Source organism: Cellulosilyticum sp. WCF-2 (genome assembly GCF_003990395.1).
Taxonomy (GTDB): Bacteria; Bacillota; Clostridia; order Lachnospirales; family Cellulosilyticaceae; genus Cellulosilyticum; species Cellulosilyticum lentocellum.
The window spans coordinates 1841081-1856148 of record NZ_CP034675.1; the positions used below are offsets into that span (position 1 = coordinate 1841081).

12 protein-coding genes, 5 tRNA genes and 1 rRNA gene are annotated in these 15068 nt (G+C 36.4%); 16 read left to right on the top strand and 2 right to left on the bottom strand.

The window, feature by feature from the left end; genetic code table 11:
- Positions 1–57 precede the first annotated feature (57 nt).
- The 16 genes from EKH84_RS08060 (at position 58) to EKH84_RS08135 (ending at position 11589) form a co-directional block, all read left to right on the top strand.
- Positions 58–2958 (top strand): 23S ribosomal RNA (locus tag EKH84_RS08060).
- Positions 2959–3070: 112 nt separating this feature from the next.
- A tRNA-Asn gene (locus EKH84_RS08065) sits at positions 3071–3142 on the top strand.
- A 9-nt stretch (positions 3143–3151) separates the two neighbouring features.
- Positions 3152–3223: transfer RNA gene (locus tag EKH84_RS08070), tRNA-Glu, on the top strand.
- A gap of 6 nt (positions 3224–3229) precedes the next feature.
- A tRNA-Cys gene (locus EKH84_RS08075) sits at positions 3230–3300 on the top strand.
- A gap of 23 nt (positions 3301–3323) precedes the next feature.
- Positions 3324–3395, top strand: a tRNA-Asn gene (locus EKH84_RS08080).
- A gap of 58 nt (positions 3396–3453) precedes the next feature.
- Positions 3454–3524, top strand: a tRNA-Cys gene (locus tag EKH84_RS08085).
- Positions 3525–3656: 132 nt separating this feature from the next.
- A complete protein-coding gene (locus EKH84_RS08090) occupies positions 3657–3830 on the top strand; it encodes a DUF951 domain-containing protein (protein ID WP_013656099.1) in 174 nt (57 codons plus the stop codon).
- Positions 3831–3984: 154 nt separating this feature from the next.
- On the top strand, positions 3985–4275 hold the full coding sequence (gene rpsF / locus EKH84_RS08095) for a 30S ribosomal protein S6 (protein WP_013656100.1): 291 nt from the start codon (positions 3985–3987) through the stop codon (positions 4273–4275).
- A 27-nt stretch (positions 4276–4302) separates the two neighbouring features.
- Positions 4303–4752 carry a single-stranded DNA-binding protein gene (locus EKH84_RS08100; RefSeq protein WP_127065905.1) on the top strand — a complete coding sequence of 150 codons (450 nt, stop codon included), beginning with the start codon at positions 4303–4305 and terminating at the stop codon, positions 4750–4752.
- Positions 4753–4784: 32 nt separating this feature from the next.
- Positions 4785–5018, top strand: coding sequence for a 30S ribosomal protein S18 (rpsR, locus tag EKH84_RS08105; protein ID WP_013656102.1), 234 nt, complete (start codon positions 4785–4787; stop codon positions 5016–5018).
- A gap of 219 nt (positions 5019–5237) precedes the next feature.
- Complete coding sequence (locus EKH84_RS08110; protein ID WP_127065906.1) at positions 5238–6221, top strand: DUF2232 domain-containing protein; 984 nt, start codon at positions 5238–5240, stop codon at positions 6219–6221.
- Between the two features lie 19 nt (positions 6222–6240).
- Positions 6241–8250 carry a DHH family phosphoesterase gene (locus tag EKH84_RS08115; RefSeq protein WP_013656104.1) on the top strand — a complete coding sequence of 670 codons (2010 nt, stop codon included), beginning with the start codon at positions 6241–6243 and terminating at the stop codon, positions 8248–8250.
- Positions 8247–8693: a 50S ribosomal protein L9 gene (gene rplI / locus EKH84_RS08120; protein WP_013656105.1), complete on the top strand. Its 447-nt coding sequence runs from the start codon at positions 8247–8249 to the stop codon at positions 8691–8693. The genes EKH84_RS08115 and rplI overlap by 4 nt, the downstream gene beginning before the upstream one ends.
- A gap of 47 nt (positions 8694–8740) precedes the next feature.
- Positions 8741–10069 (top strand): replicative DNA helicase, encoded by a 1329-nt coding sequence (dnaB, locus tag EKH84_RS08125; RefSeq protein ID WP_013656106.1) that lies wholly within the window; start codon positions 8741–8743, stop codon positions 10067–10069.
- A gap of 268 nt (positions 10070–10337) precedes the next feature.
- Entirely contained in the window at positions 10338–10835 is a 498-nt protein-coding gene (locus EKH84_RS08130; RefSeq protein ID WP_127065907.1) for a GNAT family N-acetyltransferase, read from the top strand.
- 97 nt (positions 10836–10932) lie between these two features.
- A complete protein-coding gene (locus EKH84_RS08135) occupies positions 10933–11589 on the top strand; it encodes a helix-turn-helix domain-containing protein (RefSeq protein ID WP_127065908.1) in 657 nt (218 codons plus the stop codon).
- Positions 11590–11698: 109 nt separating this feature from the next.
- Here the strand turns inward: EKH84_RS08135 and pflA are convergent, their stop codons facing one another.
- Both pflA and pflB read right to left on the bottom strand, forming a co-directional pair.
- Positions 11699–12424: a pyruvate formate-lyase-activating protein gene (pflA, locus tag EKH84_RS08140; protein WP_127065909.1), complete on the bottom strand. Its 726-nt coding sequence runs from the start codon at positions 12422–12424 to the stop codon at positions 11699–11701.
- A gap of 118 nt (positions 12425–12542) precedes the next feature.
- Positions 12543–14771: a formate C-acetyltransferase gene (gene pflB, locus EKH84_RS08145; protein ID WP_127065910.1), complete on the bottom strand. Its 2229-nt coding sequence runs from the start codon at positions 14769–14771 to the stop codon at positions 12543–12545.
- Positions 14772–15068: the final 297 nt, after the last annotated feature.

Sequence of the window (15068 nt, forward strand, 5' to 3'; positions counted from 1 at the left end):
CAACGAAAGTTGATTAACAAGGCACAAACGACCGATTAACGAAAGTTAATCATTATAGGTCAAGCTACTAAGAGCGTAGAGTGGATGCCTTGGCACCGAGAGCCGATGAAGGACGTGATAAGCTGCGAAAAGCTACGGGGAGTTGCAAATAAACTTTGATCCGTAGATATCCGAATGGGGAAACCTGGCAGAGCAAACCTCTGTCATCCTATAGCCAATCCATAACTATAGGAAGGGAACGAAGGGAACTGAAACATCTAAGTACCTTCAGGAGGAGAAAGAAACATCGATTTCCTAAGTAGCGGCGAGCGAAAGGGAAACAGGCCAAACCAGATTACTTGTAATCTGGGGTTGAGGACTGCGTCATGGCAAGAATGCGGATAGCTGAAGAGTCTGGAAAGTCTCATCAAAGAGGGTGATAATCCCGTAAGCGAAATCCAAGTGAAGCCTAGCAGTATCCAGAGTACCACGAGACACGAGAAACCTTGTGGGAAGCCGGGGGGACCACCCCCCAAGCCTAAATACTCCTCGGTGACCGATAGCGCATAGTACTGTGAAGGAAAGGTGAAAAGAACCCCGGGAGGGGAGTGAAAGAGAACCTGAAACTCTATGTTTACAAGCAGTGGAAGCGCCATATGATGCGCAACCGCGTACTTTTTGTAGAACGGTCCGGCGAGTTACTAGCTGTGGCAAGGTTAAGTACCAGGAGGTACGAAGCCGAAGGGAAACCAAGTCTGAATAGGGCGCCAAAATAGTCATTGTTAGTAGACCCGAAACCGGGTGACCTACCCATGTGCAGGATGAAGTTACCGTAAAAGGTAATGGAGGTCCGAACTCACATCTGTTGAAAAAGGTGGAGATGACGTGTGGGTAGCGGAGAAATTCCAATCGAACCCGGAGATAGCTGGTTCTCCTCGAAATAGCTTTAGGGCTAGCGTTGATAGGAGTCTAATGGAGGTAAAGCACTGAATTGCCTAGGGGCCCACAAGCTTACCGAAGCATATCAAACTAAGAATGCCATCAAGATACCGTCAGCAGTCAGACTACGAGTGATAAGACACGTGGTCAAAAGGAAAACAGTCCAGACCATCAGCTAAGGTCCCCAAGTGTGTGTTAAGTGGAAAAGGATGTGAGATTTCGAAGACAACTAGGATGTTGGCTTAGAAGCAGCCACTCATTCAAAGAGTGCGTAATAGCTCACTAGTCGAGAGATCTTGCGCCGAAAATGTCCGGGCTAAAACACACCACCGAAGCTATGGAATTCACAATAGTGGATTGGTAGAGGAGCGTTGTAACGACGCAGAAGCAGTACCGTAAGGAGCTGTGGAGTAATTACAAGTGAGAATGCCGGAATGAGTAGCGAGATACAAGTGAGAATCTTGTAGGCCGAATATCCAAGGTTTCCAGAGTAAAGCTGATCTGCTCTGGGTAAGTCGGGACCTAAGGCGAGGACGAAAGTCGTAGTCGATGGACAACTGGTTCATATTCCAGTACTACCTATTATCAGAACTGCAGGGACGCAGGAGGATAAGCAAACCCAGGAATGGTATCCTGGGCCAAGCACAAAGTCGCACCTAACAGGCAAATCCGTTAGGCGAGGATGAAGTGTGATGGGGATCGAAATAAAAGTAGAGAAGTTGCTGAATCCACACTGCCGAGAAAAGCTGCTATTGCGTGATAGGTACCCGTACCGTAAACCGACACAGGTGGATGAGGAGAGAATCCTAAGGCCGACGGGAGAAGCGTTGTTAAGGAACTCGGCAAAATGACCCCGTAACTTAGGGAGAAGGGGTGCCTACTTAGGTAGGCCGCAGAGAATAGGCCCAAGCAACTGTTTAACAAAAACACAGGTCTTTGCTAAACCGAAAGGTGATGTATAAGGGCTGACGCCTGCCCGGTGCTGGAAGGTTAAGGGGAGAGGTTAGTCTAAGGACGAAGCTTTGAACTTAAGCCCCAGTAAACGGCGGCCGTAACTATAACGGTCCTAAGGTAGCGAAATTCCTTGTCAGGTAAGTTCTGACCCGCACGAAAGGCGTAATGATTTGGGCACTGTCTCGACAGCGCACCCGGTGAAATTGTAGTACCAGTGAAGATGCTGGTTACCCGCGACAGGACGGAAAGACCCCGTGGAGCTTTACTGTAGCTTGATACTGAGGTTGGGTATTACATGTACAGGATAGGAGGGAGACTGAGAAATCTGGACGCCAGTCTAGGTGGAGTCGCCGGTGGGATACCTCTCTTGTAATACTTAACTTCTAACCATGGCCCGTTACCCGGGTCTGGGACAATGTCAGGTGGACAGTTTGACTGGGGCGGTCGCCTCCTAAAGAGTAACGGAGGCGCTCAAAGGTAACCTCAGAATGGTCGGAAACCATTCGAAGAGTGCAAAGGCATAAGGTTGCTTGACTGCGACACCGACGGGTGGAGCAGGTACGAAAGTAGGACTTAGTGATCCGGTGGTATGAAAGTGGGATTGCCATCGCTCAACGGATAAAAGCTACCCCGGGGATAACAGGCTTATCTCCCCCAAGAGTTCACATCGACGGGGAGGTTTGGCACCTCGATGTCGGCTCATCGCATCCTGGAGCTGAAGCAGGTTCCAAGGGTTGGGCTGTTCGCCCATTAAAGCGGTACGCGAGCTGGGTTCAGAACGTCGTGAGACAGTTCGGTCCCTATCCGTCGTGGGCGCAGGAAATTTGAGTGGAGCTGTCCTTAGTACGAGAGGACCGGGATGGACGGACCACTGGTGCATCTGTTGTCTTACCAAAGGCATAGCAGAGTAGCCAAGTCTGGATCTGATAAACGCTGAAGGCATCTAAGCGTGAAGCAGACCACAAGATAAGATTTCCCATCCGAAAGGAGTAAGACCCCTTAGAGACTATGAGGTAGATAGGTTGGAGCTGTAAGTGTAGTAATACATTGAGGTGACCAATACTAACGGTTCGAGGGTTTGACCTAGATAATAAAGGTTGAATAAAAAATTGTGTTTAGTTTTGGAAGTATAAAGGTGTTGACATAAGTCAATAGATATGATATACTTCATAAGTGCTCAAGAGAGTAAAAGAAATAATCCTCGATAGCTCAGCGGCAGAGCATCCGGCTGTTAACCGGAGGGTCGTAGGTTCGAACCCTACTCGGGGAGTTTAAATAAGGCCCGTTGGTCAAGCGGTCAAGACACCGCCCTTTCACGGCGGTAACACGAGTTCGATTCTCGTACGGGTCATTTTATGGCGGCATAGCCAAGTGGTAAGGCAGAGGTCTGCAACACCTTCATCACCAGTTCAAATCTGGTTGCCGCCTTAAATAAGTTAAATACTTACTAATCCTCGATAGCTCAGCGGCAGAGCATCCGGCTGTTAACCGGAGGGTCGTAGGTTCGAACCCTACTCGGGGAGTTTTTGTTATTTAAAACATTGTATTATATCACGTTATTAGTGCATATACTAAATATATGGCGGCATAGCCAAGTGGTAAGGCAGAGGTCTGCAACACCTTCATCACCAGTTCAAATCTGGTTGCCGCCTTGAAAAGGCCTAGGATTCTAGAAAAGAAGAATTCTAGGCCTTTTTTTAGTAGTTAGATTACTGTAGGATTTATTTAATAAAAAATGTATAATAATATTAAAATAAGATTATATATTAAGAGGAGGACAAAAAGTGAGTTATCAAACAGGCGACTTAGTTGAAATGAAAAAGCCTCATCCATGTGGCAGTAATAAATGGGAAATCCTTCGTATAGGTGCAGATTTTAAATTAAGGTGCTCTGCATGTAATCATTTAATAATGATTTCAAGGGAAAAATTTGAAAAGAGTGTGAAGAGAAAAATTTAATAGGACCTAGACAGATAAATGTAAGATATTGTATTGTTAAAATTAGAAAAAAGGCTTGTCATATATATAAAAGTATGATAATATATTATACTGTAATGTAATCCTTGCTCTACGCATTATGACGTGGGGCCAAAGTCCAAAAGGAGGTGCTGTAATGAGAAATTATGAATTATCAGTTGTGTTATTCTCAACATTAAGCGAAGAAGAAAAAGTAGCTACACTTGAAAAAGTGAAAGATCTTATCGTACGTTTTGGAGGAGAAATCACAAACGTTGACGATTGGGGCAAAAGAAAACTTGCTTATGAAATCAACAAGCAAAAAGAAGGTTTCTACTACTTTATCCAATTCCAAGCTGAAACTTCAGTTCCAGCTGAAATTGAAAGCAGAGTTCGTATCATGGAAACTGTTCTTCGTTATTTAATCGTATCTCTTGATGAAAAATAGTAATTACCTGAAGAAAGGGGTCGGAGTATGAACAAAGTTATATTAATGGGACGTCTAACGAGAGACCCAGAAGTACGTTATTCACAATCAGCGAATCCGGTTGCAGTAGCAAGATACGGAATTGCTGTAAGAAGACAATTTGCCAAACCTGGTGAACCAGATGTAGACTTTTTTAATATAGTTTCATTTGGTAAAGCAGGTGAATTTGCAGAAAAATACTTTAAAAAAGGTCAAATGGTTGCAATTGTTGGTAGACTACAAGTTAATACTTGGGAGGATGCACAAAAAGTTAAACATACATCAGTAGATGTAGTGGCTGAAGAGCAACATTTTGCAGAAAGTAGATCTTCTGCTGAATCACGTGGTGTAATGATGGATACTCCTACAAGTGTACCTACACCAAATCCTTCTTCAGGAAATATAGCAAGTGGGTTTACACCTACTAATTTTGATGAAGATGACGATTTACCATTTTAATTAATACTAATTAAAGAAGGAGGGAATACACAATGGCAATGCAAAAAAGACACAATCGTAGAAGACGTAAAATAAATCAATTTGCTGGTGATAATATCAAAAAAATTAACTATAAAGATATTAACACTTTAAAGAAATTTATTTCTGAAAGAGGTAAAATTCTTCCTAGAAGAATTACAGGTAACTCTGCGAAAGCGCAACGTAAACTTACAGTTGCTATTAAACGTGCAAGACACATCGCACTTTTACCATATACACAAGACTAAAAGTTAATGAACGTTATAAACTTAGAGAGATAAATAAGCACACACCAATATGCACACACCACTGCTTCGGCAGTGGTTTTTTGTTGTAAACAAATGTAATATGAATAATAGGAGTTTAGCATAGAATTATACAGACACTAGAATTCAGGACCTTTTATGTGGTATAATAAAAAAACATTAATTCATGGTATTTGAGCAGAATAAAGGAGGCACAATTTTATGGATTCAAATGCAAAGAGCATAATAAGTAGAATATGCTTAATCGCAATATATATATTATTAGGTATAGTAGGAGTATATTATGCGGTAGGATTGGCACTGTTTCCTATTATTGCGGTGCCATTAATTGTTTATTTTATAAAAAATAAATTGAGTAAAGAGCAGCATATAGTCTTTCAATTTGTAATTGTTTTAGGAATATATCTAACTACGAGTAACTTAATTTGTATATTAGTCTACTTAATAAGTGCATGTATTCCAACATATGTAGTGTTATATTTTTACAAAGAAGAATTTCCATTGCCCAATATTATTATGTATGCTACTTTAAGCCTATCGGTAGTAGTTTTAGGCTTCTTCGTATTAATGAAGTATCTAGGGATAGATTTTCAAGCTCAATATGCAAGTATTTTAGATAGTATAAATGGTGTTTCATTAGATACTATTCAGGAATGGTTAATTATGCAAAATCCAAGTCTTACTACTAGTAATATAGCGGAGTTAGGTTTAGAGATGAAACAGCTGATAAACTCTATAGTAGATGCTATGCAGTCAGTATATAGTGCTTTAATTATATTACAGTTACTTATATCTACAGGGTTTTTAGTTATTATAGTTAATACAATTCTTAGACGTAAAAATAAAAGCTTTCCATCATTGAAAGAACTTCTTAGTTTTAGACTATCTAAGATGGCAGTACTAATTTTATTTATTTCAATGATTGCTATTGCTTCAAATGGAAATGAAGGTGCTAGATGGAGTATATTAGGACTAAATGTGGCATTTTTCTTAATGACGTTGTTTCAGATTACAGGAGCGCTTGCATTAGTGGGAATATTAAGTAGGGCTAAAATTAATAAAGGAATAAAGATCATAGGCTGTGTTGCTATATTTTTACTACTTTCAATATCACCATATTTAGTTATGTTTTTTGGATGTTTAGATACCATATTTAACTATAGAAAGGTTAAAATTGTAGTTTAAATGAGGAAAGGAAAATAAAATGAAAAGCAAGAGAAAAAAGAATTTTTCGTATGCCATGGTCATTTTTAGATTTACGCAAGCTTTAGTGACTATAGGACTGATTACTCAACTATCACGAGTATTTAGTACACCACAAGCTATATTAAGCTTACTTATTTATGCTATTCTTTTAATCGTTAGTATATTCAGTGAACGAGAAGTTTGTCGTTATGTTAAGCTACAAGTTGAAAAAGAAGTAGATGAAATAACTGTTATTAAAGATAGTATGTTTTCAAATGTAGAAATACCAGTAGTTATAATTGAAGAAATCGGGACAATTAAATGGGTTAATATAGCTTTTAAAAAGATTTGTAAGGATAAAGAACTTTTAGGAAAGAATATCAAAACAATATTACCAGACTTAAAATTAGGAGAATGGGTTACCAATAAGCAAATTAGTGATAAGCATTTTCATTTGGAGGGGAATACTTACAGAATTTTAGTGGAGAATTTTCATCGTGGAGAAAATGATCAAATAAATAAGCAAATTGTTTATTTTTTAGATTACACAGAGAATGAAAAGCTTAAGAATCAAATTCAAGAAGAACGCTGTATGATGGGGTATTTATGCATTGATAATATTGATGAGATTTCACATAGCATAGAAGAAGTAAGACGTCCTATGCTATTAGCTATTATTGATAGAAAGATTAATTTGTGGTTTAAAGAAAGGGAAGTTGTTATTGCTAGAATAGAACGTGACAAGTATATTATGGTTTTTAATAAAAGAGAATTAGAACGTATGAAAGAAACTAAGTTTGATATTCTAGATGAAATGCGTAATATTCAAGTTGGAAATGAACTCCCTGTCACTGTAAGTTTAGGAATAGGATTTAACTTAAAATCATTATTGAGTTCTAAAGAAGATGCTAGGATAGCCTTTGATTTAGCACAAGGTAGAGGTGGAGATCAAGCAATTATTAAAAATAATGACAAGTATACATTTTATGGTGGAAAAACTAAGGAAGTAGAAAAGAGTGCACGAGTAAAGGTTAGATTGAAAGCATATGCCTTTAAGGAACTACTTCATGAAGCGGATAAGATTTATATCATGGGGCATAAAGGAATTGATATGGATTGCCTAGGTGCTGCTATAGGTGTATATCGAGCAGCTTCTATTATGGGTAAGAAAGCACATATTATTTTGGATGGTCCAACCTTTGCAGTTAAAGGATTATATGATAGAATAGTACAATCCAAAGAATACGAAGACTTATTTATTAGCCATGAAGAAGCGGAAAAAGAGATAAAGAGAGATACTTTATTAGTCATTGTAGATACTCACCGCCGTAGTTATTTAGAATATCCTGAACTTCTAGATAAAGCAGAGAAGGTCGTGGTATTTGATCACCATAGAAAAAGTACAGATTATATTGAAGATGCAGTTTTAACTTATTTAGAACCTTTTATTTCATCTACCTGTGAAATGATAGCAGAAATCCTTAATTATCTAACAGATAAAGTCAAATTAACACCTATTGAAGCTGATGCACTTTTGGCAGGTATAACAATTGATACTAAGAATTTTGTATTTAAAGCAGGTGTAAGAACTTTTGAGGCAGCTGCATTTTTAAGAAGAAATGGTGCTGACAGTAGCAGGGTAAGGCTTCTTTTCCAAAATGATATGCAAACATATAAGATACGTGCTATGGCTATACAAAATGCTGAAATTTGGAATGATAATATGGCTATATCAGAAGTAAATGGACAAGTTGCAAATGCAAGTATTATTGCAGCACAAGTAGCAGATGAACTTTTAAACATAAAAGGGATAGTGGCATCTTTTGTATTAACAATGGTGGATAATTGTGTACTTATTAGTGCTAGGGCACTAGCAGATACTAATGTACAACGCATTATGGAGCTTCTAGGTGGAGGTGGACATCTGGGTATTGCTGGAGCTCAGCTTAAAGATACTACAATCCACGAAGCAAAAATTTATTTAAAGGATGCAATCAATAAGTACTTTGAGGAAGGAGAAACAAAATGAAAGTAATATTAACACAGGATGTAAAAAAAGTTGGTAAAAAAGGCGAAGTATTAGAGGTTAAAGATGGATATGCACGTAATGCATTATTTCCAAAAGGATTGGCAGTAGAGGCGAATGCAGTAAATCTAAATCAGAGAATGTTAGAGCAAAAATCCGAAGATAAACGTAAGCAACAAGAATTAGATGAAGCACAAGCTATTGCAGATAAAATAAATGATAAAGAAGTAAAATTGTTAGTAAAAACAGGCGAGGGTGGCAAAGTATTTGGTTCTGTAACATCCAAGGAGATTGCAGAAACAATTGAAAAAGAGTTTGGCGTTAAGATAGATAAGAAGAAAATTCAACTTAAAGAAGCTATTAAAGGTTTAGGTGGACAAAAAGTAGTTATTAAATTGCATGCCAAAGTTGTCGCTACAGTTCAAGTAATGGTTGTTGGGGCGTAGAACATATAGATACAAACTAGCATAAAAGGAATAGGAGAACGGTGGCTATGGAGCAAATACAAAACATGAGGATTCCTCCACATAGCATTGAAGCTGAACAATCTGTTATAGGGTCAATGATTATGGATCATGATGCGGTTATTGTTGCAAGTGAAATATTGAGGCCCGATGATTTTTATAGACCAGATCATGCACAAATTTATGCAGCAATTATGGAGTTATATACCACAGGTAATCCAATAGACCTTATTACCATTCAAGATAAACTAGTTCAGAAAGGTGTATTAGAGCAAATTGGAGGCTTAAGTTATATTGCTGAGCTGGCAAGCTCTGTACCTACTTCAGCACATATTAAACAATATGCAAAAATTGTGGAGGAAAAAGCAACACTTAGAAGACTTATTAAAGCGAGTAATGAGATATCAGCTAAAAGTTTTGAAGGTGAAGAGCCGTTAGATAATATTATGGGATTTGCAGAAAAGCAAATTTTTGAAATTCTTCAAAATAAGAAAACAGAGGATTTTACAGGAATTGATGAGATTGTATTAACTTCTATCGAAAAAATTGAAGAGGCCCATAAAAGTCAAGGAGGAATCACTGGAATTGAAACGGGATTTATTGATTTAGACCATCGTACAGCTGGACTTCAACCATCAGATTTAGTATTAGTGGCAGCAAGGCCTTCAATGGGGAAAACAGCATTTGCTCTTAATATTATTCAGACGGCAGGGATTAAGAATAAGAAAAGTGTAGCAGTTTTTAGCCTGGAAATGTCAAAGGATCAGCTAGTAAGCCGTATGCTGTGTGCAGAAGCCATGGTTGATTCACAAAAAGCAAGAACAGGAGCACTTGAAAAGGATGACTGGGATAAACTCGCTCAAAGCATCCCAAACATAGCTAATTCTAGAATCTTCATTGATGATACAGCAGGAATTAATGTCATGGAGATGAGAGCGAAATGCCGTAGGTTAAAGATGGAAAAAGGATTAGACCTTATTATGATTGACTACTTACAATTAATGAGTGGAACAGGTGATGGATCATCAAGGCAACAAGAAATATCGGATATCTCTCGTTCTTTAAAGGCATTAGCAAGAGAAATGAATGCACCTGTTATTGCCCTATCGCAGCTATCACGTGCTTGTGAAACTAGAACTGATCACAGACCTATGTTATCAGATTTACGTGAATCTGGAGCAATCGAGCAGGATGCAGACGTTGTAATGTTCTTATATAGGGATGAGTACTATCATCCAGATACAGAAAAGAAAAATGTGGGAGAAGTTATTATTGCTAAGCAAAGAAATGGTCCAACTGGGACAGTGGAATTAGTTTGGTTAGGACAATATACGAAATTTGCTAACATGCAACACTAATGTTAAATAGGATATATAAGCACTTTATAAAGTAAGCATTGTTAATGTTATTTTATAAAGTGTTTTTTATTAGAGTATTGGTAGTGAAGAATGAGTGTGAAATTTAAATAAAAAATCTAATCGCCAGCTATGCAGGCGTTTAGGATATAAAAAGACATCCTCGGGTGTTAAAGTGAGAATAGTGTCACAAGCGCTAACCTCAAACATAGGAAGTGAGTCCTAATGGAGAACAGAAGTTAATTATAGAGTAGTAGAGAGAGGAATGCAAATGAGTAATTATAAATTTGAAAAAATCACAGAAGAACATGTAGAGGCTGTAAGAGAAATATATTTATATTATATAAACAACTCAACAGCTACCTTTCATAAGAAAGAAATAACAACTCAAGAGATGTCAGAGTTAGTGTTGTTTAAAAATCCAAAGTATGAGAGTTATATTATTAAAGCAGAAGAAGATATATGTGGTTATGTTATTTTAACTCAATATAAGACGAGAGAGGCGTTTAATCAAACTGCAGAGATAACAATTTATCTTAAAAATGGTTATGAAGGAAGAGGAATTGGAAAAAGAGCTATTACATTTATTGAAGAGCGTGCAAAAGAAAAAGAATTACATACATTAGTTGCGTTAATTTGTGGTGAAAATGCAGGGAGTATAGCTTTATTTGAAAAATGTGGATATATTAAGTGTGCACATTATAAAGAGGTAGGAAATAAGTTTAATAGATGGTTAGATCTATTATCATATCAGAAGATAATTGGGTAAATAATATGAATTTTAATAATTTTACTATTAAACAATTGAAATACTGTAAAAATATGGTATAATATCTTCAAAAGGCTACAAATGATGGGGTGAGGATATGTTACAGGAAAAAGATTTTTTGACGGTTAAGGATGTGGCAGAGATGCTAGCAACAGAACCTTACGTTTTAAGATTTTATGAGAAAGAACTTAATTTGACAATTAAAAGAAATAGCAAAGGCCATAGAGTTTATAGTATGGAAAATGTAGAAATGTTTAAAAAGATCCAGGATATGAGGGAGCAAGGGCTGCAATTAAAGGCTATAGAAGGAATTGTACATGACTCTAATGCTGAGACAAGAGAAACCTATGAGCAGCTAAGTAGTATTCAAATAGCACCTGTAACAGCTCTAAAACGGCAAGAGACACTAGAAGTAGATATCACAGATATGGAAGATGGTAAGGTAAAGCAATTCTCATTAATGATGAAAGAGATGTTTATGCAAGCTTTAGTAGAATATAGTGATCAATCAAAATGGGAAATGAAAGAAACAATAAAAAAAGAAGTAGATGTAGCGGTTGAGGAAAAAATAGCAGAACTTAAGGTACTACAAACTAATAAAAATGAGGAGTATTATAAAAAGCTAGATGAGGCCATGAGGGAAGTACAGAAAATGAGAAGAGAAATGAGTGAGGATAAAGAAGATCCCAAAAAAACAAAGGCTTCGTTCTGGAATAGATTTTTTAAAGAGAAAAACCAAACAGCAGAATTATAATAATTAAGATAGATTTGGTATTTTATATAAGTAATGAGCCATATTAATAAGCATAAAATAAAAATAGACACGTCATTTAACGTGTCTATTTTTACGAGAATTTACAGAATTAAATAATAGGTAAATGATGTTTTCTAAAGATATCAGCGGCTTTATTAGTAGCATCAATGTTTGGTTCTATTGTGTCGGTTAATTCATATTCATAGCCAAGTTGTTCCCACTTGTATTCACCCATTTTATGGAAAGGAAGAATATCAATACGTTCTACATTAGTCAATGTTTCTAAGAAAGTAGCCAGTGCCTCGATATCCTCTTCATTATCTGTAAGATTAGGAACAAGTACATAACGAATCCAAATAGGAATACCACGTTTCTCTAAATGTTTGGCTAAAGCCAAGGTACGATCTAAAGGGACACCTGTTAAATTTTTATAAATATTTTGGTTATAGCTCTTAATATCTAAAAGAACTAAATCTGTATAATCTAAAACAGGATCGGCTTTTTCAATATCTACATAACCAGAAGTGTCGATAGTAGTATGCAAGCCATTTTCTTTACATTTTATGAAAAGATCTCTTACGAAGTCGGCTTGTAAGAAAGGTTCTCCACCACTAACAGTAACCCCACCATTAGATGCTTTCATAAAACTTTTGTATTTTAATATATCTGTAATAAGTTCCTCAGTGTCGGCTTCGTTGCCATCTTGTAGCTTCCAAGTATCTGGATTATGACAATATTTGCATCTAAGAGGACATCCTTGTGTAAAGACGATATAACGAAGACCTGGTCCATCTACGGCTCCACAAGTTTCTATTGAGTGAATTCTACCTTTCATGACTGATTCCTCCTGATCATTTTTATATTATAAAATAAATTAGACTGCTTTTTTATTATAAGGTATACATAAAGAGGATGTAAATACCCTCTTTATGTATAAATAATAAAATGAAAATCTAGAAACGTTCATGGAATGTTCTATTAATAATGTCTAATTGTTGTTCTCTTGTTAAACGAACGAAACGAACAGCGTATCCAGAAACACGAACTGTAAGTTGAGGATAGTTTTCTGGATGATCCATAGCATCTAATAATGTTTCACGTTGGAGCACGTTAACATTTACATGGTGTGGATTTTGAGTGAAGTATCCATCAAGAAGACCAGTAAGGTTTGTAATTTGTTCTTCAGATGTTTTACCAAGAGCACTTGGTACGATAGAAAATGTATTAGAAATACCATCTAAAGAATCTCTATATGGAAGTTTAGCAACTGAAGCAAGAGAAGCTAAAGCACCTTTAACATCTCTTCCGTGCATTGGGTTAGCACCAGGAGCAAGTGGTTGACCTTTTTTACGTCCGTCTGGTGTGTTACCTGTTTTCTTACCATATACAACGTTTGATGTAATAGTAAGAACAGATGTTGTTGGCATTGAATTTCTATATGTGTAAAGTTTTCTAATCTTATTCATGAATTTAGAAACAACCATTACAGCTAAATCATCAGCGCGATCATCATTGTTACCATATGCTGGATATTCACCCTCGATTTCATAATCTGTAGCAAGACCAGTTTCATCTCTGATTACTTTAACTTTAGCATATTTAATAGCTGATAAAGAGTCAGCAACTACTGAGAGACCAGCGATACCTGTAGCAAATGTACGAACGATATCTTTATCATGAAGTGCCATCTCTAATGATTCATAGCAATATTTGTCATGCATATAATGAATAACATTTAATGTATCTACATAAACTCTAGCAATCCAGTCCATCATAACATCGAATTTTTCCATTACTTCATCGAAGTCAAGGTATTCAGATGTGATTGGTTGATATTTAGGAGCAATTTGTTCGCCAGTCATTTCATCACGGCCACCATTGATAGCGTAAAGTAATGTTTTAGCAAGGTTAGCACGAGCACCAAAGAATTGCATTTGTTTACCAATTCTCATAGCAGATACACAGCATGCAATACCGTAGTCATCGCCCCAGAATGCTCTCATCATATCATCATTTTCATATTGAATAGAACTTGTTTTGATAGAAACATCTGAACAGAATTTTTTGAAAGCTTCTGGTAAGTGTGTTGACCAAAGTACTGTTAAGTTTGGTTCTGGTGATGGACCAAGGTTAACTAATGTATGAAGTACGCGGAAAGTATTTTTAGTTACAAGTGTACGTCCATCTATACCCATACCACCAAGAGATTCTGTTACCCAAGCTGGGTCTCCAGAGAATAATTCATTATATTCAGGAATACGAAGGAAACGAACCATACGAAGTTTCATTACGAAATGATCAATGAATTCTTGGATTTCTGATTCTGTATATGTACCATTTTTAAGGTCTCTTTCAGCATAGATATCAAGGAATGTAGATGTACGGCCGATTGACATAGCAGCACCATCTTGTTGTTTGATAGCACCAAGGTAGCCAAAGTATAACCATTGGATAGCTTCTTGTGTATCTTTTGCTGGTTTTGTAATATCAAAGCCATAATTTGCAGCCATTTTTGCAAGATCTTTAAGTGCGATAATTTGTTCTGCTGTTTCTTCACGGTCACGTACAACAGTTTCTGTCATAGGTGTTACATTTAATTGATTCATTTGTTCTTGTTTTTCTTTTACTAAGAAATCAATACCGTATAAAGCAACACGACGATAATCACCAATAATACGTCCACGACCATAAGCATCTGGAAGACCGGTGATAATATGACTGTGACGAGCAGCTCTCATATCAGGAGTATAAGCTGAGAATACAGCTTCATTATGAGTTTTACGATATTTAGAGAAAATTTCTTCTGTTTGAGGATCTAATTCATAACCATAGGATTTAAGTGCATTTTTAACTGTACGTACACCACCATTTGGCATAATATTTCTTTTAAGTGGTTTATCAGATTGAAGACCTACAATTTTTTCAAGATCTTTATTTAAATAACCAGCACCATGAGAAGTAAGTGTAGAAGGTACTTTTGTTTCAACATCTAATATACCTTTTCTTCTTTCTTCTTCCATAAGCTCAAGTACTTGTTTCCAAAGAGCTGTTGTAGCTTCTGTTGGACCTTGTAAGAAAGAGCTATCACCTTCATATGGTGTGTAGTTTTTTTGAATGAAATCTCTTACATCAACTTCTTTAGACCAAATACCTGCTTCGAAACCATTCCATTGTTCAAACATTAATAATCATCTCCTTAAGGTTAATTTGAGAAAGTTACAATTACACAATGTAGTCGAAAAAATAAATAATAAACATTAATCATTTGATTAATACGAATGTATTATACAATGTATACTGTATACACGTCAAGAATTTTATTGTTAAAAAAATTACAAAGAATAGAGAATTATAGCAGAAATATTTGGTCATAAAATATTATTGAGAATAATCAATAATAATTAAGATGATAGAAGTATAGTTTTTTTATGTTTTTTATACTATAATTAAGATAGGAATGGTGAATAGTAAGAATAAGT